General features: G+C 70.5%; 18 protein-coding genes. 12 read left to right on the forward strand and 6 right to left on the reverse strand.

Annotated features, from left to right (window positions below):
- Positions 1-4 precede the first annotated feature (4 nt).
- The 3 genes from ACN4JJ_RS03370 to ACN4JJ_RS03380 all read right to left on the reverse strand — a co-directional run bounded on the left by ACN4JJ_RS03370 (position 5) and on the right by ACN4JJ_RS03380 (position 7,034).
- Positions 5-2,620: a putative Ig domain-containing protein gene (locus tag ACN4JJ_RS03370; protein WP_440708485.1), complete on the reverse strand. Its 2,616-nt coding sequence runs from the start codon at positions 2,618-2,620 to the stop codon at positions 5-7.
- Positions 2,617-5,352: a putative Ig domain-containing protein gene (locus ACN4JJ_RS03375; protein ID WP_440708486.1), complete on the reverse strand. Its 2,736-nt coding sequence runs from the start codon at positions 5,350-5,352 to the stop codon at positions 2,617-2,619. Before ACN4JJ_RS03375 ends, ACN4JJ_RS03370 begins: the two co-directional genes overlap by 4 nt.
- 110 nt (positions 5,353-5,462) lie before the next feature.
- On the reverse strand, positions 5,463-7,034 hold the full coding sequence (locus ACN4JJ_RS03380; protein WP_440708786.1) for an acyl-CoA carboxylase subunit beta: 1,572 nt from the start codon (positions 7,032-7,034) through the stop codon (positions 5,463-5,465).
- 122 nt (positions 7,035-7,156) lie between these two features.
- Here ACN4JJ_RS03380 and ACN4JJ_RS03385 point away from each other — a divergent pair, with 122 nt between their 5' ends.
- The 6 genes from ACN4JJ_RS03385 to ACN4JJ_RS03410 all read left to right on the forward strand — a co-directional run bounded on the left by ACN4JJ_RS03385 (position 7,157) and on the right by ACN4JJ_RS03410 (position 13,940).
- Positions 7,157-7,978: a biotin--[acetyl-CoA-carboxylase] ligase gene (locus ACN4JJ_RS03385; RefSeq protein ID WP_440708487.1), complete on the forward strand. Its 822-nt coding sequence runs from the start codon at positions 7,157-7,159 to the stop codon at positions 7,976-7,978.
- An 83-nt stretch (positions 7,979-8,061) separates the two neighbouring features.
- Positions 8,062-8,823, forward strand: a complete 762-nt coding sequence (locus ACN4JJ_RS03390; RefSeq protein WP_440708488.1) for a PH domain-containing protein — start codon at positions 8,062-8,064, stop codon at positions 8,821-8,823.
- 57 nt (positions 8,824-8,880) lie between these two features.
- The gene (locus ACN4JJ_RS03395) at positions 8,881-10,836 is read left to right on the forward strand and encodes a cell wall-binding repeat-containing protein (RefSeq protein WP_440708489.1); all 1,956 of its coding nucleotides are present in this window, start codon (positions 8,881-8,883) and stop codon (positions 10,834-10,836) included.
- A 46-nt stretch (positions 10,837-10,882) separates the two neighbouring features.
- Positions 10,883-12,019, forward strand: coding sequence for a 5-(carboxyamino)imidazole ribonucleotide synthase (locus tag ACN4JJ_RS03400; protein ID WP_440708490.1), 1,137 nt, complete (start codon positions 10,883-10,885; stop codon positions 12,017-12,019).
- Between the two features lie 17 nt (positions 12,020-12,036).
- Entirely contained in the window at positions 12,037-12,576 is a 540-nt protein-coding gene (gene purE, locus ACN4JJ_RS03405; RefSeq protein ID WP_440708491.1) for a 5-(carboxyamino)imidazole ribonucleotide mutase, read from the forward strand.
- Positions 12,573-13,940, forward strand: a complete 1,368-nt coding sequence (locus ACN4JJ_RS03410; RefSeq protein ID WP_440708492.1) for an LCP family protein — start codon at positions 12,573-12,575, stop codon at positions 13,938-13,940. The genes purE and ACN4JJ_RS03410 overlap by 4 nt, the downstream gene beginning before the upstream one ends.
- A gap of 181 nt (positions 13,941-14,121) precedes the next feature.
- On the opposite strand, the gene ACN4JJ_RS03415 is transcribed toward ACN4JJ_RS03410, so the two are convergent.
- Genes ACN4JJ_RS03415 through rfbB form a run of 3 tightly spaced genes read right to left on the reverse strand, consistent with a single transcriptional unit; the run spans position 14,122 to position 17,117 of the window.
- Positions 14,122-15,261 (reverse strand): glycosyltransferase family 4 protein, encoded by a 1,140-nt coding sequence (locus ACN4JJ_RS03415; protein ID WP_440708493.1) that lies wholly within the window; start codon positions 15,259-15,261, stop codon positions 14,122-14,124.
- Positions 15,261-16,112 carry a dTDP-4-dehydrorhamnose reductase gene (rfbD, locus tag ACN4JJ_RS03420; RefSeq protein WP_440708494.1) on the reverse strand — a complete coding sequence of 284 codons (852 nt, stop codon included), beginning with the start codon at positions 16,110-16,112 and terminating at the stop codon, positions 15,261-15,263. Before rfbD ends, ACN4JJ_RS03415 begins: the two co-directional genes overlap by 1 nt.
- 18 nt (positions 16,113-16,130) lie before the next feature.
- A complete protein-coding gene (gene rfbB / locus ACN4JJ_RS03425) occupies positions 16,131-17,117 on the reverse strand; it encodes a dTDP-glucose 4,6-dehydratase (protein ID WP_440708495.1) in 987 nt (328 codons plus the stop codon).
- 146 nt (positions 17,118-17,263) lie between these two features.
- On the opposite strand from rfbB, the gene ACN4JJ_RS03430 reads away from it, so the two are divergent.
- The 6 genes from ACN4JJ_RS03430 to ACN4JJ_RS03455 all read left to right on the forward strand — a co-directional run bounded on the left by ACN4JJ_RS03430 (position 17,264) and on the right by ACN4JJ_RS03455 (position 23,801).
- Entirely contained in the window at positions 17,264-17,818 is a 555-nt protein-coding gene (locus tag ACN4JJ_RS03430) for a GtrA family protein (protein WP_440708496.1), read from the forward strand.
- Complete coding sequence (locus ACN4JJ_RS03435) at positions 17,818-18,660, forward strand: glycosyltransferase family 2 protein (RefSeq protein WP_440708497.1); 843 nt, start codon at positions 17,818-17,820, stop codon at positions 18,658-18,660. The genes ACN4JJ_RS03430 and ACN4JJ_RS03435 overlap by 1 nt, the downstream gene beginning before the upstream one ends.
- The gene (locus ACN4JJ_RS03440) at positions 18,657-20,456 is read left to right on the forward strand and encodes a hypothetical protein (protein ID WP_440708498.1); all 1,800 of its coding nucleotides are present in this window, start codon (positions 18,657-18,659) and stop codon (positions 20,454-20,456) included. Before ACN4JJ_RS03435 ends, ACN4JJ_RS03440 begins: the two co-directional genes overlap by 4 nt.
- A complete protein-coding gene (locus tag ACN4JJ_RS03445; RefSeq protein ID WP_440708499.1) occupies positions 20,453-21,628 on the forward strand; it encodes a glycosyltransferase in 1,176 nt (391 codons plus the stop codon). Before ACN4JJ_RS03440 ends, ACN4JJ_RS03445 begins: the two co-directional genes overlap by 4 nt.
- Positions 21,618-22,751 carry a dTDP-4-amino-4,6-dideoxygalactose transaminase gene (gene rffA, locus ACN4JJ_RS03450; RefSeq protein ID WP_440708500.1) on the forward strand — a complete coding sequence of 378 codons (1,134 nt, stop codon included), beginning with the start codon at positions 21,618-21,620 and terminating at the stop codon, positions 22,749-22,751. Before ACN4JJ_RS03445 ends, rffA begins: the two co-directional genes overlap by 11 nt.
- Before the next feature lie 150 nt (positions 22,752-22,901).
- A complete protein-coding gene (locus tag ACN4JJ_RS03455) occupies positions 22,902-23,801 on the forward strand; it encodes a glycosyltransferase family protein (RefSeq protein ID WP_440708501.1) in 900 nt (299 codons plus the stop codon).
- The last annotated feature ends 1 nt before the right edge of the window (position 23,802 follow it).

Genomic DNA, 23,802 nt, shown 5'->3' on the forward strand with positions numbered 1-23,802 from the left:
GGGGCTAGCGCTGCAGGCGGGCGCGCCGGCGGGTCAGCGCGAGCACGAGAGCTCCCAGGAGTGCCGCTGCGGTGGCGGCGAGCAGCAAGGCCCCGGAGGTCGTGTCGCCCGTGGCCGCGAGGGAGGCCGGGGCCGCCGAACCGGCTGCGGCGGACGAGCCTGGTGCGGCCGCGGCGGGAGCGACGGTGAGCGCGAACCGCGCGGCGGCGGAGCCGTTCAGCTCGGTCAACGACAGCGCGGCGAGTCCGGCTGCGGCGGGGGTGCCGCTGATGACGCCCGTGAGGCTGTTCAGACTCAGGCCGTCGGGCAGGGGTGCCGAGTCGGCGGCGAGGCCGATCAGCGGATCCGTGCCGGTCGTGCTCAGCACCGTGGCCGAGTAGGGCACACCGACCGTGGCCGCCGGCAGCGCCGACGCCACGAACACCGCGGGCGCATCCGTCACCGTGAGGGTGAACGACGCGGTCTGATCGAGCACGGCCGCCTGGTTGGCGACGGTGAACTGCGCCACCTCGGTGGTGGCCGGCGTGCCGGTCAGGACTCCGGTGGCCGGGTCGAGCGAGACGCCCTCGGGCAGGGATCCGTCGACGACCCGGAGATCGAGGTCGGCGGGGGCGCCCGAGACCAGCGGCAGGTTCAGGGGCTGTCCGTAGGTGGCTGCGAGATCGGCGGGCTCGAACGTGAGCGCCGCGGCGTGCACCGTGATCGTGAAGCTCTGGGCCTGGGAGTCGCGGCCGGGCGCTGCGTCGAGCACGGTGAACGTGGTCACTCCGGGCTGTGTCGGGGTGCCCGAGAGCGTGCCGTCGGCACCCAGCTCGAGGCCTTCGGGCAGGGGTGTGGCGGGGTCGACGCTCAGCGCCATCCCCGTACCCGGGGCGGCGATCAGGCTCGCGCTGTAGGCCACGTCGGCCTCGGCCTCCCGCGGGTCGCCTGCGAAGCTCGTGGGCAGCACCGTGGCGTCGAGGCCGGACGGCGGCAGCAGCGGCACGTCGTTGACGCTGAGCGACGGCGCCGAGTCGAGGCGCTTGGCGGATCCGACCTCCACCAGCTCCACCTTGAGGAAGGGGTCGCCGGTGCCGGAGCCCCGTGTGGAGGGCTGGATCGTGTAGCTGGCTCCGGTCGCCCCGGGGATGGGCACGCCGGGACTCGTCGCATCCGCCGACACCATCCAGCGGTAGCTGAATTTGAGGGGCGCGGTGCTCCCGGCGGGCAGTGTCCACTGGCCGGGGCACACCGACACGGTGGTGCCGATGCGACCGACCGGCTGGGCCGGGACCGCGTTGCCGCAGGTGGTCGGGTCGCTGGTGAGCTGGGGCGCCTGTTCGATCGGGTTCGTGGCGGGCGGTCCGGCGGAGCAGTCCTTCTTGGCCCGCGAGGTCACGATGGCGTGATCGGTGAACGGCCCGTCGTCGAGCGCGACGGCGAACGAGCTCTGCAGCGGCAGGCTCCAGGCGATGTTGCCGACGTTCGCCGCGAACTTCCAGCGCCCCGAGAGGGTGTAGATGTTGCTGCGCCACTGCGTCATCAGCCACTCGCCGGGCTGAGCCGTCGCCGTCTCGCTGCTGTCGAAAGTGGAGCGGTCGCTCCGCGTGGTGACCACCGAGCCACCGAGGGTGATGGACTGCTTGATCTCCGAGCTCCAGACGTCCTTCACCCCTTGGCTCAGGGTGAGGCCGGTGGTGCTCGACGCCGAATCCGTCACGCTGAAGCTGTGCGCGAGGGTGGTGGAGGTCTTGGTGTTGACGGTGACCGGGAAGTTCGATCCGTTGTAAATCTGCGTGGACGGGATGGCGGGCTGATCCGGTCCGGTCGAGGGCACGACGCCGCATCCGGTGGCCTGAAGCGTCGCCAGCGAGCCCTTCCGGAACGAGTCGGGGTTGCTGTCGGGGCGGTGCCACTCGCTCTCTCCGGCGGCCTGCACCTGGCAGAAGTCGGCCTGCTTGACGCACCGGTCGGCGGCGTAGCGGATGGCCAGGTTCAGGATGTTGCGGAACTGGATGGGCACGCCGGCCGGGTTGGTGGTCTCGTTGCGCACCCGGTACTCCTGCGGGGTGTCGCCGGCGGAGCATTCGGAGAGTTGGGGCGACTGGGCGATTCCCCGTCCCGAGACGAAGTCGGACAGGCCGGGGATGCTGTAGATGCACTTCGAGAAGACCGTGCTGACGATGTAGAAGTACTGGTTGCCGGGCTGGGTGATCCCGCTCTCAATCGGCACCGGGTTCTGCGGCACGAAGAAGAAGGTCTGACGGCTCTCACTGCTGCAGGCGCGGAAGTAGAGGTCCTGCTGCGGGGCGTTGATCGCCTCGAGGCACTGACCCTGCTGATTCACCAGCCGCACCGAGCCGTCGGGGTTGGGCTGGATGTCGTAGCGGAAGACGTCGCCCTCGGTGCGCGGCGGCACCGCCTCGAGGATCATGCCGTGGCCGACATCCTGCAGCAGGCCGGCCGCGTCAGTGGCCGAGACGACGGTGGTGGCGCCGGACGGCTCGGCCGCGACGGCGGCTCCGGCGCCGAGCGACGACAGACCGACCGGTACGAGCACGGCCAGCGCGGTGAGCAGCGCGATCGGGGCGCGGGAGCCTGCGCGGCGGATGGTGTGGGCGATGCGGGTGCGGGCGGTCATCGTCGGGCCTCTCGTTCGCCGGCGCGGCGGCGGTGCAGGGTGATCAGGCCGGCGGCGCCGAGCGCGAGGGCGGCGAGGGCGGCGAACCCCAGGCCTGAGACGGGTGCGGCGTCGATGCCGGTCGCCGCCAGGGCGCCGGGCGGCGTGGCGCCGGATGCCGCGCCGGCGGGCACGGTGCCCGGACTCGCGGTCGGAGGCGCATCGGGGGCGCCTCCGACCGCGGCCGGCAGCACCGAGACGGTGACCGTGTGGCCGACCGCATCCGGATCGCCGGAGTCCACGAGCGTGACCGTGGTGGTGCCGGCCTCGGTCGGAGTGCCGCTGAGCACACCGGTCCGTGCGTTCAGGCCGAGCCCGGCGGGCAGCCGGTCGTCGGCGCCGAGCAGCAGCAGGGTGCCGCTGCCGGAGGCGGCCATCAGTCCGGCGGAGTACGGTTCGCCCACCCGTGCGGCAGGGGCGGCGCCGCTGCCGAACAGGGAGGGCGTCTCGGTGATCTCGAGCACGAAGGCCGTCGGCAGCACCGCGTCGGCATCGGTGTTGGCCACCGTGAACCGCGAGGTTCCGGTGGTCAGGGGCACGCCGGTCAGTGTTCCGGTGGTGGGATCCAGGCTGAGTCCGGCCGGCAGCGATCCGCCGGTCACCTCGGCGACCATGCCGGGAGCGGCTGCCGTGACCAGGGGCAGCGTGAGCTGCTGGCCGACGGCGCCCGTGAGGGCCGTGTCGGCTCGATAGGAGGTGACGGGGGAGTCGATGGCCACCGGGATCTCGGTGACGGCGGCCGTCGCATCCGCGGAATCGACGACCCGGAGAACGAATCGGCCGTTGTCGGTGGGCACGCCGGACAGCTCGCCGGAGCGGGAGAGCGACAGGCCGGGCGGGGCGATGGAGCCCTCGGCGAGCCGGATGTCGGCGCCGGGGGCCGGGTCGGCCACGAGGGAGGAGTCGTAGGCCTCGCCGGTCACGCCGCTCGGCAGCGCTCCGAGGTAGAGCGTGTGCGGCGCCGGCTCGGCGGCGGCGTCGGCGGCGGCCTGGGAGGCATCGGCGGCGATGGTGGATGCTCCGGATGCTCCGGCGGCGGCGGCGTGCGGCCGGGTCGAGGCGATCAGGATCGGGCTGCCCGCGGCCGTCGGCGGCGAGTCCAGGCGCGTCGGGCTGCCGATCTCGGTGATCGTCACGCCCAGGTAGGTGGGAACGGTGGCCGAGGTGGTGGAGGTGCGGATGGTGAACTGCGACCCCGATCCGATCGACCCGAGCACCGGGTGCAGCCCGTCGAGCCCGCCCTGGGTGAGGTACCAGGAGTAGCTGAAGCGCAGCGGATCCTCGCCCTCTTTGAGCCCCCAGTCGCCGGGGCAGACGCTCAGCACCTCGAGCACGGCACCCGTGGGCACCGAGGGCGTGGCCGAGCCGCACGTGGCCGGGTCGTCGGTGATGACCGGGGGTGTCGTCGCGGCGGCCGCGGGCCCGGCCGTGCAGTTCTTCGGGGCGAACGACACGGTGGGGCTGTAGACGCTCGCCTCGGCGCCGTCCAACGACACCGGAACGGTGCTGCGCACCGGGATCGACCAGGCCATGCTGTCGCGCGGGGTCCCGGGCTGCGAGCGCCCCATCTTCCACTGACCGGACGTGCGGTAGACGGTCTGGCTGTAGAGGCCGGTGAGCGTGCGGGCCGGCTCGACCGAGCTGGACACGGTGCGGGTGACCGAGGTGGTGCCCGAGACCGCGCTGGCCGTCTGCTCGCCGATCGTGAACGACTCGTTGAGCTTGTACGAGAAGAGGTTGAGCACGTTCTCGCCGTGTTCCATGGAACCGGTGGCCGAGGCGCCCGTGGTGATCGCCAGCGAGCTGGACTGCTCGAGGGTGCCGCTCACCTGCAGCGGCTCCACGGAGGTCGACTTGTTCGTGTGGCTCGTGTCGGGGCCGTTGCCGCAGCCGGCCGCGGTGGTGGTGAAGGAGCCGAGGAGCGAGGCATCCGGATCGTTCGCATCGAACCACTGACCGGCGTACGGGCCCGCATCCGGAGCCACCTGGCACGAGTCGGGCGTGTCGGCGCAGCGCTGGCTGGCGTAGACGGTGGCCAGCTTCAGGATGCCGGCCCAGTTCTGGTCGACACCGCCGCTGCGCACGTCGGTCTGGATCTTCCAGGCCATCGCGACGTCGCCGGAGGAGCAGGGGTAGAGCGAGGCGTGCAGCCGGGAGTCGCCCTGATCCAGGTTCAGGCCCCCGTCGCCCGACCAGATGCAGCGCCCGTCGACGGCGGAGGCGATGTAGAAGAACTGCTTGTCGGCCGGGGTGTCGGGAGCCGAGGTCGGTGTCTTCTCCCAGGGGATGAAGGTGAAGCGCTGGTTCGGGTCGCCCGAGCACGACCTGCGGTCGACCCAGGGATGCGGGCCGTTGTTCGCCACGTACAGGCAGGCCCCGATCTGGTTGTTGACCAGGTGCACGGTGCCGGTCTTCCAGTCGGGCACGATGTCCCAGCTGAGGCTCGGGCCGGTGGCGTCGTAGAAGTGCTGGAACCGCACCTGGCTGAACACGACGGGGAGCGGATCGCCTACCGGCTCGGTGGAGTCGGCCGCGCCGGATGCCGCACCCGTCGACGCGGCGGACGCCGGAAGCGGCTCGGCCGAGGCCGAAGCCGAGGTGACGGCGGCGGCAGGCGCGAGCAGGGCCGCTCCGGCGGTGAGGGCGATGAGCGCGGCGAGGCGCAGTTTCGAGGGGCGGCGGGGTCGGCGCACGGGGATCCTTCGGGGAGATCACGCCGCACGTTCTGCGCGGCCCGCCCACCGTACGGTCCGTTTCCCGCCCGGGTCATCCCCCCGTTCGGTCCGCTGCCCTCGTGCAGCTCCTACAGCGGGATGTTGCCGTGCTTCTTGGGGGGCAGGCTCGCGCGCTTGGTCTTGAGGGCGCGGAGGGCCTTCGTGACGGAGACGCGGGTGGCCGCGGGCTCGATCACGCCGTCGAGCTCGCCGCGCTCCGCCGCCAGGAACGGCGAGGCCACGTTGTAGGTGTACTCGTTCGCGAGCTTGGTGCGCACGGCCGCGACATCCTCGCCCGCCTCCTCGGCCCGCTTGATCTCGCCGCGGTAGAGGATGTTCACGGCGCCCTGGCCGCCCATCACCGCGATCTCGGCGGTCGGCCAGGCGAGGTTGATGTCGGCGCCGAGCTGCTTGGAGCCCATCACGATGTACGCGCCGCCGTAGGCCTTGCGGAGGATCACGGTGACCAGCGGCACCGTCGCCTCGGCGTAGGCGTACAGCAGCTTCGCGCCGCGGCGGATGACGCCCGTCCACTCCTGGTCGGTGCCGGGCAGGTAGCCGGGCACGTCGACCAGGGTCAGAATCGGGATCGAGAACGCGTCGCAGAAGCGCACGAAGCGGGAGGCCTTCTCGCCGGCCTCGATGTTGAGGGTTCCGGCCATCTGGCTCGGCTGGTTCGCCACGATGCCCACCGAGCGGCCTTCGATGCGCGCGAAGCCCACCACGATGTTGGGCGCGTAGAGCGGCTGCGTCTCGAGGAACTCGCCGCCGTCGACCAGGTGCTCGATCACAGTGTGCACGTCGTAGGGCTGGTTCGGCGAGTCCGGGATGATCGTGTTGAGCTTGCGGTCGGCATCCGTGATCTCGAGCTCGACCTCGGAGTCGTAGACCGGCAGCTCGGCCAGGTTGTTCTGCGGGAGGAAGCTCAGCAGCGCGCGGGCGTAGTCGAGTGCGTCGTCCTCGTCGCTGGCCAGGTAGTGCGAGACGCCCGAGACGCTGTTGTGGGTGAGGGCTCCACCGAGCTCCTCCATGCCGACGTCTTCGCCGGTGACCGTCTTGATGACATCCGGGCCCGTGACGAACATCTGCGAGGTCTTGTCGACCATGATCACGAAGTCGGTGAGGGCGGGGGAGTACACCGCGCCGCCGGCCGCCGGGCCCATGATGATCGAGATCTGCGGGATGACGCCGGAGGCGGCCGTGTTGCGGCGGAAGATCTCGCCGTACTTGCCGAGCGCCACCACGCCCTCCTGGATGCGGGCGCCGCCGGAGTCGAGCATGCCGATGATGGGGACGCCGGTCTTCAGGGCCAGATCCATCACCTTGATGATCTTCTCGCCGGCCACCTCGCCGAGCGAGCCGCCGAAGATGGTGAAGTCCTGCGCGTAGACGGCCACCTGGCGGCCGTGGATGGTGCCGGTTCCCGTGACGACCGCGTCGCCGTAGGGGCGCGACTTGTCCATGCCGAAGGCGTGCGTGCGGTGCCGCACGAACTCGTCGATCTCGACGAAGGAGCCGTGGTCGAGCAGCTGCTCGATGCGCTCGCGGGCGGTCTTCTTGCCGCGCTTGTGCTGCTTCTCGATGGCGGCTTCGCCACTCGCCGTCACGGCCTCGTGGTAGCGGTTCTTGAGGTCGGCCAGCTTGCCCGCCGTGGTGTACATGTCGGGCTCGGTCGTCAGATCTTCACTCACGCCGTTCACTCTACCGGCCAGGGGTTGGGGCATCCGGTTGCCGAAACCCTACAAAACCGCACGCCCGGCTTGTGAGTCGATAGCGTGTCGGCATGGATCTTCCGCTCTCCTCGGCCCTCACGCCCGCGCTGCACTGGCTCGATCGGGCCGGCTCCACCAACGAGCTGCTGGTGCGCGAGGCATCCGGTCCCTCGGCGGCCGACTGGCCCGATCTCTCGGTGGTGGTGACCGACGATCAGGTCGCGGGCAAGGGCCGCCTCGGCCGGGTGTGGACGGCACCGGCGGGTCGTTGTCTGGCGATCTCGGTGCTGCTGCGGCCGGCCGGCGCGTCGGGTGCGCCGGTTCCGCTCGAGCGGTTCGGGATGCTGCCGCTGGTCGTCGGGGTCGCGATGGCGCGGGCCGTGCGCTCGCTGCTGCCGGCATCCGCGGAGCCGCTGGTGGGCATCAAGTGGCCGAACGACGTGCTGATCGACGACCGCAAGGTGTGCGGCATCCTGGCCGAGCTGCTCCCGGGCGGGGGTGGGGTCGTGGTGGGCACCGGGCTGAACCTGTCGCTGACCGAGGAAGAGCTGCCGACACCCACGGCCACGTCGCTGGCGTTGGCGGGGGCTCCGGATGTCGCGCCCGACGTGGTGCTGTCGGCGTACCTGCGTTCGCTCGGCGAGGTGTACCGGCAGTGGCTCGCGCACGACGGCGATCCGGTGGCGAGCGGTCTGCTCGATGCGGCCACCGCGGCCTCGGCCACGCTCGGCCGGCCGGTGCGCGTCGAACTGCCGGGGGAGGTGTTCCGCACGGGGGTCGCCCGCTCGCTGGACGCGACCGGCCGGCTCGTCGTCGACCTCGACGACTCGCCCGATCCGCTCGTCGTCTCGGCGGGTGACGTGACGCACCTGCGGCATCGCGACAGCCGCTGAGCGGGGGCGGTCGAGCTCCCAATGTGGCGCACCTCCGGTCGGGCGGCAGCCCATACCGGGGTTCGCAGTGAAGAATGGGCAGCATGGCCAGGCGCAGGAACGTACCCACGGAGGACGAGGACTCGTTCACCGCGCTCCTGAACGGCGCCGAGCCGGTGACGCGCGGGCGGTCTCCGCGGGCCGATCCGGGTGACCAGGCGGCGACCGAGCGCTTCGGATGGGGCGCCGCGTCCGCGCCCGCGGCCCCGGGGGCCCCGTCGGCCCCGTCTTCGCCGGGAGCCGATCCCTTCCCCGGTTCCGGTCGCGGCCCCGGGGCGGCGGCAGCGCCCGGCGCGCCCGCCCATCCCGGCTACGGCGGCTACACCACGGCGGTCGAGCCGGTGCCCGAGACGATCCTGCTGCGCACCCGCCCGCATGCGCGGCGGCTGACGATCCCCGTGCTCATCCTGTTCGCCACCGTGACCGCGTTCGGCTGGTTCGGCGGGCGGTTCCCCGAGGAGTGGCAGAACATCACGGCGCTCGCCGCGGCCGGCGCGCTCGTCTTCTTCGGCACGCTGCTCCCCTTCATCGCGTGGCTCGCCCACCGCTACACCATCACCTCGCGCCGCATCATCGCCCGCCGGGGCCTCTTCGTCGGCGACCGCCAAGACCTCTACCTGGCGCGCGTCACCGACATCCGCGTGCGCCGCACCCCGCTGCAGGCGGCCTTCGCCACGGGCAACGTGCGCGTGGTCGCTGGCCCCGACCTGACCGTCGTGCTGCACGACGTGCCTTCGGCGCGCCTCGTAGCGGAACTCCTCGGCGACCTGACGGAGCACCCCGTCCCTCCGCTGCCGTACGCCTGAGCGCTCCATCAGCAGGTCACCGACCGCGTGGCCAGTATATGAGTTATGCTCGTATTCATGTCATCTCGCTTGGCCATCAAGCTCTCAGCCATCCCGATGTGCGTCATCCTGGGCGCACTCTTGCCGGCCGGTGCCATTTCGTCGGCCATTGCGACCGAGCCGGCTCGCCACGTCACGCTCGAGTCGTCGGGGGAGGTATCCGTTCCGAGCAGCGACGTCTACTCGGTCGCGGTCGATGACCGAGCGGGCCGAGCGTATGTGGTGGAATGGGACCATTCTGTCGACGTCCTCGACATCACCTCAGGCAAGCCGGAGCCTGTTGCGACAATCACCGCCGGGCTGAGCAAGCCGCGCCGGGTCACGGTCGATCCGGCGTCCCATCGGGTATTCGTCGTGGATGCCGGCGCTGTGGAGTCGGTGAAGGTGATCGACGGTGATCCCGCATCCCCCACCATCGACCAGGTTGTCGACACCTTTCCCACGGGCGGCACCGGAGGGTATCTGATCGGACTGGATCCGGGGGCAGGCCTCGTCTACGTCACGAACTCCGCCTCGAAGGATGCGTCGATCATCGATCTCACTGCTCGAACGAACCGCACGATACCGATCGGGGACGTCGCGGGAGGGCTGGCCGTGGATACGGTCGGACATCGGGCGTTCTTCTCCAACACCGCTTCATCGTCGATCGTGACTTTCGCCGCGACGGACGGCTCCTACTCGTCGGCGATCCTGAGCCGTCCGCCGAGAGTGCTCGAGTTCGTCGAGGGTCGGCTGCTTGTCGCTGTCGACACCGCTTTCAATGCGCGGATCATTCGGTACGATCCCGCGAGCTGGAGGCTCGAGGAATCGTCTGCAGAACTGCCTACCCAGCCGGACGCAATAGTTACCGATCCGGTGCTGCACGTCACCTTCCTCAGCTATGCCGCAGCCGATGTGCCCGGCATGCAGGCACTTCGCACCTCGAGTCTTGAGTTCGAGGCGGTGTCGGGCGCGCAGTCGTACTACACGAGTCTGGCCACGGGCTCTTCGGGGCAACTGGTCGCGATCCAGCGCACCTCCAGTTTCGCGACGCGCGTGACGTCCTACCGCGTCCTCATTAGCCCACTACCATCGGTCGACCGCATCGCCGGAGCCGACCGGTTCGCAGTCTCGGCGAACGTCGCCGCCGATGCGTTCTCCTCTGGGGTTCCCGTGGCCTACGTCGCGTCCGGGGCGAGCTTCGCCGACGCGCTGTCGGCGTCGGCCGCCGCGGGTGCCCGAGGTGGTCCCGTGCTCCTCGTAGGCAAAGACTCCTTGCCGTCCCCCGTTGCTGCGAGGCTGACGGCGCTCCGACCTCGGTCCCTCATCGTCCTCGGGGGCACGGCTTCCGTCAGTTCGGCCGTCGAAACGCAGCTACGCGCTCTCGTACCGTCGGTGACCCGGATCGGTGGTGCGGATCGATTCGAGGTATCTGCGGCTGTCGCAGCCGATGCTTTCCCTGCCGGGGCCAAGACGGTCTACCTGGCATCCGGAGCCGTGTTCCCGGATGCCCTCTCCGGCTCGGCCGCGGCCGGTCATGAGGGTTCACCGGTGCTTCTGGTGCAGAAGGACGCCGTGCCGACCGCGGTCTCCGCCGAACTCGATCGACTGGCACCGCAGGTGATCATCGTTCTGGGTGGACCGAATACCATCGACGAGTCCGTCGTCCAGACGCTGCAGCAGCGCTGGCCGGTCATCCGGATCGCGGGTGCGGACCGGTACGAGGTTTCCGCGGCGGTGGCGTCCCGGATGGCGCCGCGGCAGGTCTTCACCGTCTACGTGGCATCCGGCGAGGTGTTCCCGGATGCGTTGTCCGGCTCGGCTGCGGCCATCGATGCCGGCGCGCCCGTGCTGCTGATCACCCACGACAGCGTTCCGGCATCGGTCGCGGCGGAAATCCAGCGCCTCAAGCCCTATCGCATCGTCGTGCTGGGCGGGCCTAGCACGATCTCCGACGAGGTCGTGGCTGGCCTCGGTGCCTACCTGCCTGACTGACGGCGCTCGATCGATGGCGCATCGAGGCCGCGGGTATGGTGGATGCGTGACTTTCAGAGTGGGCGTTGTGGGTGGCGGGCAGCTGGCCCGGATGATGGTTCCTCCGGCGATCGAGCTGGGGATCGACATCCGGGTGCTCGCCGAGGGCGAGGGGATGTCGGCCGCCATCGCGGCGACGGCGGTGGGGGACTACACCGACCTCGAGACCGTGCGGGCGTTCGCGCGCGACGTCGACGTCGTGACGTTCGACCACGAGCACGTGCCTCAGTCCGTGCTGCGGGCGCTCGTCGAGGAGGGTGTGCGCGTGCATCCGGGTCCGGATGCTCTGCAGTTCGCCCAGGACAAGCTGCGGATGCGCGAACGGCTCGGCGAGCTCGGCATCCCGATGCCCGACTGGGCCCGCGTCGAGACCCCGGAGCAACTGGACGCGTTCATCGCCGACCACGGCGGCCGGGCGGTCGTCAAGACCGCGCGCGGCGGCTACGACGGCAAGGGCGTGCGGGTCGTCGAATCCGCCGCCCAGGTGGAGGAGTGGTTCCAGGCGCTCGCCGAAGACGGCCGCGGAGGCGCCCTGCTGGCAGAAGAACTGGTCGAGTTCCGCCGCGAGCTCGCGCAGCTGGTCGCCCGGCGGCCGAGCGGCGAGACCACGCTGTGGCCCGTCGTCGAGTCCATCCAGAAGGACGGCGTCTGCGCCGAGGTGATCGCCCCGGCACCCGGTGCCGCCGGCGCCGTGGCCGACATGGCGGCGCGCATCGGGCACACCGTCGCCGAAGAGCTCGGCGTCACGGGCGTGCTCGCCGTCGAGCTGTTCGAGACGACGGATGAGCGCATCCTGGTGAACGAGCTGGCGATGCGCCCGCACAACACCGGGCACTGGACCATCGACGGCTCCACCACGAGCCAGTTCGAGCAGCACCTGCGGGCCGTTCTCGACCTGCCGTTGGGGGCGACCGGCGCGAGCGAACCGTGGACCGTGATGATCAACATCCTGGGCGGTCCCTCCGACGGCGACCTCGACGGGCCGGCGCGCGCCGCGCTGGAAGACCAGCCGACCGCGAAGCTGCACCTGTACGGCAAGACCGCCCGCCCCGGCCGCAAGATCGGGCACCTCACGGTCGCCGGAGAAGAGCTCGACGACGTGGTGTTCCGCGCGCGTGCCGCTGCGGCGTTCTTCCAGAACTGACACTTACGCTAAGAGGCATGCCCTCAGACGTTCCCGACAGCAGGCCCGACGGCACCCGGCCCGTAGTGGGCGTCGTCATGGGGTCGGACTCCGACTTCTCCGTGATGAGCGACGCCGTGCAGGTGCTGAACGACTTCGGCGTCCCCAGCGAGGTGCAGGTCGTGTCGGCCCATCGCACCCCCGAGAAGATGATCGCCTACGGCAAGTCGGCGAGGGAGCGCGGCCTCAAGGTCATCATCGCCGGGGCCGGTGGCGCCGCGCACCTGCCGGGCATGATCTCCTCCGTCACCACCCTCCCCGTCGTCGGCGTTCCGGTGCCGCTGGCCAAGCTCGACGGCCTCGACTCCCTCCTCTCCATCGTGCAGATGCCGGCCGGCATCCCGGTCGCCACAGTCTCCATCGGCGGCGCCAAGAACGCCGCGCTGATCGCCGTCAGCATCCTCTCCACCTCCGGTGACGCCGCGGGCGACGCGCTCGCCGACGCCCTCGACCGCTATCGTTCCGAGCTCGCCGAGCTCGTCGAGCAGAAGAACACGGACCTGCAGACCCGCCTATGACGACCACCGCCAACTCCACCGCGAGCCCGATCCGGTATCCGGATGTCACCTCCTCCCAGGCCATGACGGTCCGGGGGTGGTGGCTCGTCGTGCTCAACCTGCTGATCCCGGGATCCGCCCAGGTGCTCGCCGGCAACCGCAAGCTCGGCCGTTTCGGGCTCTACTTCACCTTCGCGCTGTGGATCCTGGCCGTGCTCGGCCTCATCATCTACGCGATCTGGCCGCAGGTGATCTTCTCGATCGCCACCAACCCGATTCCGCTCACCATCGCGCAGGGCGTGCTGATCGCCTATGCGGTGCTGTGGGTGGTGCTCACGCTGGACACCCTGCGCCTGGTGCGCCTGGTGCGCGTGGGGGAGCGGGCGCGTCCGGCGCTGGCCGCCTTCTCGGTGGTGCTGCTGGTGCTGACCTCGGGCGGAGCGGCGGCGGCCGCGTACTACGCCAACGTGGCGCAGTCGGGCCTGAGCTCGGTCTTCAGCGCGCAGGCCGCGGCCGAGCCTCCGGTCGACGGCCGCTACAACATCCTGCTGCTCGGCGGCGACGCCGGGCCCGACCGCGACGGCATGCGGCCCGACAGCATGACCGTGGTCTCGATCGAGGCCGACACGGGGCGGGCGACGATGATCGGCATCCCGCGCGACCTGCAGGACGCACCACTGGTGGCGGACTCGCCGCTGATCGGCACCGACTACGCGCCCGACGGCAGCTACGACTGCGGTAGCGACTGCCAGATCAGCTTCCTCTACCCGCGCGTGATGGCCTTCGACCAGGACCTGTATCCGAACGCCGAGGCCGAGGGGTCCAACGCCGGGGTCGAGGCCACGAAGGATGCCATCGAGGGCGCCCTCGGAATCACCATCCAGTACTACGTGATGATCGACATGCAGGGCTTCTCCGACCTCATCGACGCGCTCGGCGGCGTCGACATCAACGTCACCGAGGAGCTGCCGATGGGCGGCGACGAAGAGGGCAACGAGGTCGAGGGCATCATCTGGCCCGGTGAGCAGCACATGGACGGCTACACGGCCCTCTGGTACGCCCGCTCCCGCCACACCACGAGCGACTACGACCGGATGGAGCGTCAGCGCGAACTGCAGACGGCCATCCTGAAGCAGTTCCAGCCGGTGAACGTGCTCTCGAAGTTCCAGGACATCGTCTCGGCCGGAACCCAGGTGGTGCAGACCGACATCCCGCAGTCGACGCTGGCCTACTTCCTCGACCTGGCGCTCAAGACGAAAGACCTCCCGATCGACAACGTCGAGCTCACGCCCCCGCTGATCGACCCCGAGGCCCCCGACTGGGACCTCGTCCGCAGCACGGTCTCGAGCGCCCTGGTGCTCTCGAACTCGACGCCCGCTGGTTAGCTGCCGGGGGCGCCGGGCTTCGCTCGTCGCTCCCGGGGCTCGCCGGTCCCTGCCCGGCGAGCCGCGACCTGTGAGCGCGCGGTCGAGGGACGCGGCCTGCGGTCGCATCCCTCGGCCACACGCTCACCTTGGGTCGTCGAGTACGGCCTGTTGCGTTCGTGCGCTGTGCCGATTGTGTCGGTTACAGATCAGCGTGCAGCTGCCAGACCTTGTCGGCGCTGTCGCGCCACGAGAACGCTCGCGCCCGGTCCAGCCCGGAGATCGACAGCCGCTGGCGCAACTTCGCATCGGAGACGACCGCGCCGATCGCCTCGGCGAGCTGGCCGGCGTAGGCGTCGGCCGTGGTGCGCTCCACCACGAAGGTGGATCCGGCGGCCACCTCGAGCAGGGCCGGCACGTCCGCGTGGATGACGGGGGTGCCGAAGTTGAAGGCCTCGACGATCGGCAGGCCGAAGCCCTCCGCGAGGCTCGGGAACACGAACACGGTCGCCCGATCGAGCAGCAGCGCCAGGTCGGAGTCGCTCACGAACCCGAGCACCCGGATACGGGACGCATCGACCCCGGCAGCGGCCGCGACCGAGGCCACGTCGACCTCGCCCCACCCCTCGGGGCCGGCGATCAGCAGCGGCAGGTCGCCGGTGGCCGGATGCGCGAGCGCCTGGATGAGCGCCGCGAGCCCCTTGCGCGGCTCCAGCGTGCCCACGGCCAGCAGGTACTGCTCGGGCAGGTCGAGCTCGAGGGCGCGTGCGGCCGGGTCGGAGGGCAGCCGCAGCTCGTCGCTCACCGCCCCGCCGATGACCCGGATGCGGTCGCCGAAGTTGAGGTAGCGCGAGAGGTCTTCGGCCACGGCGTGCGTGGGCACCACGATCGCGTCGGCGTACTTCGCGGCGCGCTTCGCCATCGCCTTGTGCCAGCTGACGCCGCGGGGTGTGAGGGTCGACGGATGCGTCCACGGCACGACGTCGTGGATCGTCACGGCCGTCTGCGTGCCGAGATCCGATCGCCGGTCGTGCTTGCGTACCGGGGCGAGCAGGCTGGTGGCGTGCACCATTCCCTCGCCGGAGGTGCCGATGAGCCCGTGCTGCCAGGCGGCCGACAGCTCACGCCGTGGCAGGGTGGCCCGGTGCAGCCCGGCGAGCCCGGGGAGCTTGGCGCTGACCTCGTCGGCCTTCTCCTGCGGCACGGCCGAGAGGATGCCCTCCACGTCGCAGCCGCGCGGCGCGGTGACGACGAGCTGCTTCGTGAGTTCGAGCGTGTAGCGCCCGATACCGCCGGGAACGGGGGCCACCAGCTGATCGATGATCACCCGTAGCGTGGCCATTACTCTCCAAAAACTCCCGAGGTGGTCGCCTCATGCAGGGCTGTGCGCCAGGGGCGCATGGGCGGTAATCCTGCTCGGGACCACGCGTCGTGCCCGAGTACGGAGTACGCGGGACGCGGGGCAGGACGGACGAACTGCGAACTGTCCGTTGGACCGACTTTAGCAGGGTCCAATCCGGCTTCCTGAAAGGTTGCCTGGGCGAACTCGAACCACGACGCCTGCCCGGAATTGGTGCCGTGATAGATGCCGGCCGGAGCATCCGAGTCGGCCAGCAGCACCAGCTGACGGGCGAGGTCCGCGGTCCAGGTGGGCTGCCCGACCTGGTCGGCGACCACCGTCACGCTGTCGCGTTCGCGGCCGAGGCGCAGCATGGTGGCGGGGAAGTTCGCGCCGTGCCGGCCGTACAGCCAGGCGGTGCGCACGACGTAGCCACCGGCCGGGTTGAGGCCGAGAACCGCCGTCTCGCCGCCCGCCTTCGTGCGGCCGTAGGCGTTCAGCGGATCGCGCGGCTCGTCCTCGGCGTACGGCGAGGTGGCGTCGCCCTGGAACACGTAGTCGGTCGAGATCTGGAACAGCTTCGCTCCGGATGCGGCCGTCGCCTCCGCGAGGGTGGCGGGGCCGACCGCGTTCACCACACGGGCGGCGTCTTCGTCGGTCTCCGCCGCATCCACCGCGGTGTAGGCGGCGCAGTTGAAGACGACGTCGATGCCCGAGACCGCGGCGGCCACGGCAGCCGGGTCGGTGATGTCGAGCTGTGAGCGGGTGAGGGCGACGACGTCGCGGCCCTCCAGAGCGTCTTGGAGGTCGCGGCCGAGCATGCCGGCGGCGCCGGTGATGAGGTAACGGGTCACGTCAGAGCACGCAGCCGATCAGGCCAGCGCGGCGCGGGCCTTGAGCGGCTCCCACCACTGGCGGTTGTCGCGGTACCACTGCACCACGTCGGCCAGGCCCTGCTCGAACGGCACCTGGGGCTCGTAGCCGAGCTCGTTCCGGATCTTGGAGATGTCGACCGAGTAGCGCAGGTCGTGACCGAGTCGGTCGGCGACGCGGTCGACGTACGACCAGTCCTTGCCGGTCGCGTCCAGCAGCAGCTGTGTGAGCTCCTTGTTGGTGAGCTCGGTGCCGCCGCCGATGTTGTAGATCTCCCCGGCGCGGCCCTTGGTGAGCACCATCGCGATGCCGCGGGTGTGGTCGTCGACGTGCAGCCAGTCGCGGATGTTGTTGCCCTCGCCGTAGAGCGGGACGTGCTTGTCGTCGATCAGGTTGGTGACGAACAGCGGGATGACCTTCTCCGGGAAGTGGTAGGTGCCGTAGTTGTTCGAGCAGCGCGTGATCGAGATGTTCATGCCGTGCGTGCGGTGGTAGCTGCGGGCGAGCAGGTCGCTGCCGGCCTTCGAGGCCGAGTAGGGCGAGTTCGGCTCGAGCGGGCGGTCTTCGGCCCAGGAGCCCTCGGCGATCGAGCCGTAAACCTCGTCGGTGGAGACGTGCACGAAGCGGGGGAGGTTGTTGCGGAGCGCGGCGTCGAGCAGCTGCTGGGTGCCGAGCACGTTGGTCTCGACGAAGATCGAGGCGTCGCGCACCGAGCGGTCGACGTGGGACTCGGCGGCGAAGTGCACCACGGCGTCCAGGCCCGGGAACAGGTCGTCGAGCAGCTGGCCGTTGCGGATGTCGCCGTTGACGAAGGTGAGGCGCGGTGAGTCCTTCACCGGAAGCAGGTTGTCGAGGTTGCCCGAATAGGTCAGCGCGTCGAGCACGACGACCTCGGCGCCCTCCAGGCCCGGGTACGCGTCTTCGAGCGTGCGTCGGACGAAGTTGGAGCCGATGAACCCGGCGCCGCCGGTCACAAGAATCTTCATGGTGGGGGAGTTCTCCTCGCAAAGTTGTCGCCACCGATTGTAGCCGCAGCCCTCCGCCGCCCCCTGTGCGCCGCGCATGGGAGCCGGATCGAAGGGGGGACGTGTCGTGGGGGAGGGTCACAGGGGGCAGCACCTAGAGTGGCACCGTGACAGAGCCGGGTGGTGTGCGCGGCGACGAGCCCGCCGAGCGCCCGGGGCTCATCCTGCGGCTGGTCAAGGATCAGCGGGTGGCCTTCCTGCTCGTGGGGGCGACCAACACCGGCGTCGGGTTCCTGCTGTTCATCGCGTTCGACCTCACCGTCGGGGCGTGGGTGGATGCGGCCGTCAACGAGACCGTCGGGTCGCTCGCCGTACTGGCCTGCGCGCACGTGCTCGGCGTGCTCTTCGCCTTCGTGCTGTACCGCAAGTTCGTGTTCAAGGTGACGGGGCACGTCTGGCGCGACCTCGCCCGGTTCGAGAGCGTCTACCTGGTGTCGATCGGCATCAACGCGGTCATCCTGCCGATCCTGGTGAACCTCGGCTGGAACCGGATCCTCGCGCAGCTCTCCATCCTCGTCATCACGACCCTCATCAGCTATTTCGGCCACAAGGGGTTCTCCTTCCGCCGCCAGGCCGAAGCGGCCACCGAGATCGACCTCGCAAGCCCCGAGACCCCTGAGACCCCCGAGACCCAGACCCACCCACAGAAGGGCGAGCGCTGATGCCCCAGCTGTCCGTCGTCATCCCGGCCTTCGACAACGCCGACTTCATCGCCGCCACCGTGCGCTCGGTGCTGAGCCAGTCGCACGGCGACTTCGAGCTCGTGGTGGCCGACCACGCCTCGACCGACGGCACCCTCGCCGTGCTCGAGCGCTTCGCCGGCGACACTCGGATGCGCATCCTGCACACCCCGGCCGGTGGCGGTGCCGAGGCCAACTGGAGGCGCGTCTCGGAGGCCGCGACCGGCGAGTACCTCAAGCTCCTGCCGGGCGACGACGTGCTCTACCCCGGTGCGCTCCAGGCGCACGCCGAGGCGCTCGACGAGAACCCGTCCGTCGTGCTCGTCTCCAGCCCGCGCGACATCATGGACGCCCGCGGCAAGGTCACCATCCGCAACCGCGGCCTGCAGGGCGTGCCCCGCCGCCGCCAGCCGGGCGCCGAGGTGGTGCGCCAGACGGTGCGCCGCGGCACGAACGTGTTCGGCGAGCCCGGATGCGTCACCATGCGCCGCGCGAACCTCGAGGAGGCGGGCGGCTGGGATGCCCGCTTCCCCTACCTCATCGATCAGACCGGCTACTCGAAGGTGCTCTTCGGCGGCGGCGACTACCTCCCGGTCGCCCGCACGCTGGCCGGCTTCAGGGTGAACGCGGGCCAGTGGAGCGTGGCCCTCGTCGGCCAGCAGGCCGAGCAGGCCAAGGCGTACCACGCCTGGTGCCGCACCCAGGCTCCGGAGACGATCAGCGCCGCCGACGTGCGCCTCGGCGACCGCCGGGCCGAGCTGATGGCCCTCGCCCGCCGCGCCTACTACACGGTGACCGCTCCGCGGATGCGGGTGAAGGCATGATCGATCGCGTCGCCGCCCGCCTCGCCTCCTGGCGCTGGCTGCCCTACGCCCTCGCGGCGCTGTTCTCGCTGATCGCCGTCTGGTGGGGCCTCAACCTCTGGCGGCTCGACTGGAAGGTGCCGCTGTACTACTCCGGCGACGCCCTCGCCGTGGCCTCGCACTTCAAGACCATCATCGAGACCGGCTGGTTCACCCACCAGCCGAACCTCGGCGCCCCGTACGGGCAGTACTACAGCGACTACCCGCAGGCCGACAACCTGCACTTCATCGCCGCCGACGTGCTGCGGCTGTTCACGAGCGACTTCGGCGTGGCCATGAACGTGTACTTCGTGCTCGGCTTCCCGCTGGCCGCCATCACGGCGGTGTGGTTCCTGCGCCAGGTGGGCGTCAGCCGCGTGCTCTCGGTGGCGCTCGCCGTGGCCTTCGCCATCGCGCCGTACCACTTCATCAAGGGGCAGGGTCACCTGTTCCTGGCCGCCTACTTCGTGGTTCCGCTGGCCCTCGGCATCCTGTTCCGGGTGGCCACCGCCAAGCCGCTCTGGTCGCGCAAGGTCATCAGCGGGCGCAACGCGGCGACGGTCGGCACGCTCGTGCTGCTCGGCACCGCCTCGAGCTACTACTCCGTCTTCGTGGCGCTCGTGCTGGCCATCGTGGGCCTGGCGAAGCTCTGGCAGACGCGCGCCTGGCGCCGCTTCTTCGGGGCCGCCGCGGCGGGCCTGCTGATCGCCGGAACCATGCTCGTGAACCTCATCCCGAGCATCCTGTACCGGCTCGCGAACGGCGTGAACGAGGCCGTGCTGGTGCGCAGCCCGCCCGAGGCGGAGCTGTACTCGTTCAAGCTCTCGAGCCTGCTGCTCCCCGTGCCCGGCCACCGCTTCGGGCCCTTCGCCACCCTGCGGCAGCTCTACGACACCTACTACCCGCTGCCCTCCGAGGCGCCCGCGCTCGGCCTGATCGCCGCCGCCGGCTTCGTGTCGCTGATGGTCGTGGCCGCCTACTTCCTGCTCGTGGGCGGCAAGACCCGCTGGCGCGCGCCGAAGAGCTACGTGCGCACGCTCGCCATCCTCGCCGGGCTGACCTTCGTGGCCTTCCTGTTCGGCACCGTGGGCGGGCTCTCGACGCTGCTCTCGTTCATCGACTTCCCGATCCGGTCGTGGAACCGCATCGCGATCCTGATCGCCATGCTGTCGCTCGCCGCGCTCGGCCTGATCCTTGACCGCTTCGTGCGGTGGCTCGCCACCAGGCGGCGCGCGCGGGATGCGGCATCCGCCCGCCCCGCCCGCCGCTGGCTGGTAGCCGTGCCGCTCGCCGTGCTGCTGATGCTGCTCGCCGCCTGGGACCAGATCCCGCCCGTCGACCCGGCCGCCCGTGCCGCGACCGTGGCGAGCTTCGACTCCGACGACGCCTTCGTGAAACAGATCGAGGGCACGGTCGACCAGGGCTGCCTGATCTACCAGCTGCCCTACATCGCCTTCCCCGAGTCGCCGCCGGTGAACGGCGTCACCGACTCGGAGGAGATGCGGATGTTCCTGCACTCCACGGATCTGCGCTGGTCGGCCGGCGGCATCAAGGGCCGCGCGCCCGTCGACGAGGTCGGCGCCTACGCCTCGCTGCCGGTGCCGGCGATGGTGATGGCCGTGCAGGCCATCGACGGCTGCGGTTTCGTGGTCGACCGCGCCGCCTACGCCGACGGCGGCGAGGCGATCGTGGGTCAGCTCGAAGCGGTGACCGGCACCGGATCCTCCGCGTTCACCTCGGACGACGGCCGCTTCACGTTCATCCGGCTCGGCTCGTGATAGCTTCTGGTGCCGTGGAGGACGCGGGGCGCGATGCGACGATCTACACGATCTCGGTGGTCGTGCCGGTCTACCAGGGCGAGCGCACCCTCGCGGCGGTCGTGGCGGAGCTGGATCCCTACACCCACGGGGCCAGAACGCCCGAGGGAGTCGATTTCCGGATCGACGAGATCATCCTCGTGCACGACAACGGGCCCGACCACTCCGATACCGTCATGCGTGCGCTCGAGCAGCAGTACGCGGCCGTGCGCATCCTCTGGCTCAGCCGCAACTTCGGCCAGCACGCCGCCACGCTCGCCGGCATGGCCGCCTCGACGGGCCGCTGGATCCTGACGATGGACGAGGACGGCCAGCACGATCCGGCCTCGATCGGCGCCTTCCTCGACACCGCGATCCGCGAACGCGCCGGCGTCGTCTACGCCCGCTTCACCAACGAGCGCCCGCACGGCTTCTTCCGTGCGGCGGCGTCGAAGTCCTCGAAGCGGATGCTCGGCGCGGCTTTCCACCTGCCCGACGCCAGCCAGTTCCAGAGCTATCGCCTGGTGCGCGGCGACGTGGGCCGGAAGCTGGCCGAGTTCGCGCAGGCCGGCGTGTACCTCGACGTGGCGCTCTCCTGGGTCACCAACCGCGTCGCGACCGCTCCGACCGTGCTGCGCAGCGCCGACGGCCGGGTCTCCGGCTACTCGCTGCCGGCCCTGTTCGCCTACTTCTGGCGGATGGTGCTGACCAGCGGCACCGCCGGGCTCCGCGCGGTGAGCGTGCTCGGTGGCGTGATGGCGCTGCTCGGCCTCGCCGTGATCGTGTACGTGGTCTTCACGCCCCAGGTGGGCGCCGATCCGGATGCGGCCGGCTGGGCCTCGCTGATCGTCACGCTGCTGCTGTGCTCGGGCGCGATCCTGGTGTCGCTCGGCGTCATCGCCGAGTACATCGGCGTCTCGCTGAACGTCTCGATGGGCCGTCCGCTGTATCTGGTGGTCGACAACCCGGAGACGATCATGCCGGAGGACGGGCCGACACGCCTCGACGTGCCCACCCCGACGGCGCTGCCCGACACCGGTACGATCGACCTGCCGACGGGCCTGCTCGCGGCCCACCACCGACCCACCCCGGCAGTCCGGCCCGAACCGACCGTCGCACCCCACGGAACGGACCCCACCCCCGGTGCCCGATGAGATCGTCTTCAGCCGCCCCTACCGCTCGCCCGGCGAGCTCGAGAACCTCGACGCGGTGCTGCGCTCCGACCACGCGCACGGCGACGGCCCGTTCACGGCTTCGGCCAGCGCTCGGCTGACCGGCATCCTGGGCGCCCGGCACGCCCTGCTCACGACCTCGTGCACGCACGCGCTCGACATGGCGGCACTCCTGCTCGATCTGGGGCCGGGCGACGAGGTCATCGTGCCCGCCTTCACCTTCCCCTCGGCCGCCACGGCGATCGTGCTGCGCGGGGCGACGCCGGTATTCGTCGACATCGACCCGTCGACCGGCAACATCGATGCGCAGCAGGTGGCGGATGCCGTCACCGAGCGCACCAAGGCGGTCACCGTGATGCACTACGGGGGTGTGCCCGTCGACCTCGACGCCATCCTGAGCATCACGCGGTCGCGAGGGCTCGCGCTCGTGGAGGACAACGCGCACGGGCTCGGCACCGCCGGGCTCGGCACGGTGGGGGCGCTGGCCACGCAGAGCTTCCACGACACCAAGAACGTGCACTGCGGCGAGGGCGGGGCGCTCGTGGTGAACGACGCCGCGCTGCTGGAGCGGGCCGAGATCGTCCGCGAGAAGGGCACCAACCGGGCGCGCTTCCTGCGCGGGCAGGTCGACAAGTACACCTGGCAGGACGCCGGGTCGAGCTACCTGCTCTCCGAGCTGAACGCCGCCGTGCTGGATGCCCAGCTGGCCGCCTTCGACACCATCCAGCAGGAGCGTCACCGGGTCTGGGACGCCTACGCCGCCGGGCTCGCCGACTGGGCCGCGCCGCGAGGCGTGCGGCTGATGTCGGACGACGCCTCGCTGCAGCACGCGGCGCACCTCTACTACCTATTGATGCCCTCGCACGAGCAGCAGCAGGGTCTGCTCGCGCACCTGCGCGGGCTCGGCGTGCGCGCCGCCTTCCACTACGTGCCGCTGGACACCTCGCCCGCGGGGCTGCGGTTCGGGCGCTCGTTGCGCCCGGGTGCCGCGCTGCCGGCCAGCGAGGACTTTTCGCGGCGCTTGGTGCGCCTGCCGCTCTGGGCGGGCCTCACGGATGCTCAGGTCGAGCGCGTGCTGGACGGCGTGCGCTCGTATTCCGCCTGACGGCCGGCCCGGGATCGCACCCGGATGAGGCTTCTGTGACACACGTGTCTATGAACTTTCCTCAGAACCCGTAGACTGTGCGTGGGGATACGCCGGACTCATCACAGGGATCGAGTCGGCGTGGGTAAGCGGTGGACGGAATAGGTAGGAATGTTCACCACGTTCACGAGCATCACCGTGCAATCGGTGCTGTTCCACACCCCTGTCGCTGCGCTCGAACGCACCCTGGCGAGCCTGGACCGCGTGTCCCAGCTCGGCCAGAGTGCCGGAGAGCACGGCCTGGTGAACGTCTCCTACGGAGACTGTTCGCCCTCACCCTCGCTGACGCCACCGCAGGTGGCCGAGCTCACCGCGCGTTTCGACGGCATCAACGAGATCACCTATCGGCACTTCGGCGAGAACCTCGGCCACGGCGGGGCGCAGAACCGGCTGGCGGCCGACACGGTGACCGACCGGCTGATCATCGCGAATCCGGATGTGCTCCCCTCGCGCCGGGCGCTCGGTGCACTCACCGCGTTGCTCGAAGATCCCACCATCGGGATCGCCGAGGCCAAGCAGCTGCCGCTGGAGCATCCGAAGGACTACGACCGCGTCTCGGGGGCCACCTCCTGGGCCTCGGGAGCGTTCTCGATGTTCCGCCCCGCGGAGTTCCGCGATCTGGGCGGCTTCGACCACGACTCGTTCTTCCTCTACGGAGACGACGTCGATCTGTCGTGGCGATACCGGTTGCGGGGGTTCCAGGTGATCTTCCAGCCCGCGGCGGCGGTGTTCCACGACAAGCGGCTCGGCCCCGACGGCGAGTGGCTGGCCTCCGACACCGAACGGTACTTCTCGGCCGAGAGCGCCCTGATGCTGGCGCACAAGTGGTCGCGCGACGACGTGCTCGAGCGGTTGCTGGAGTCGATGACCGGCTTCCCCGACGAGATCGTCCGGCGCGCCGTGGCCGGCTACCTCGACCGGCGGGAGCGGGGCGTGCTGCCCGAACGCCTGGACCCCGAGGGCACGACGGGCGAGTTCGTGGCCGGGAACTACGCGGTGCACCGATGGTGAG

It is taken from the genome of Herbiconiux dendrobii (assembly GCF_052048175.1).
GTDB lineage: Bacteria > Actinomycetota > Actinomycetes > Actinomycetales > Microbacteriaceae > Herbiconiux.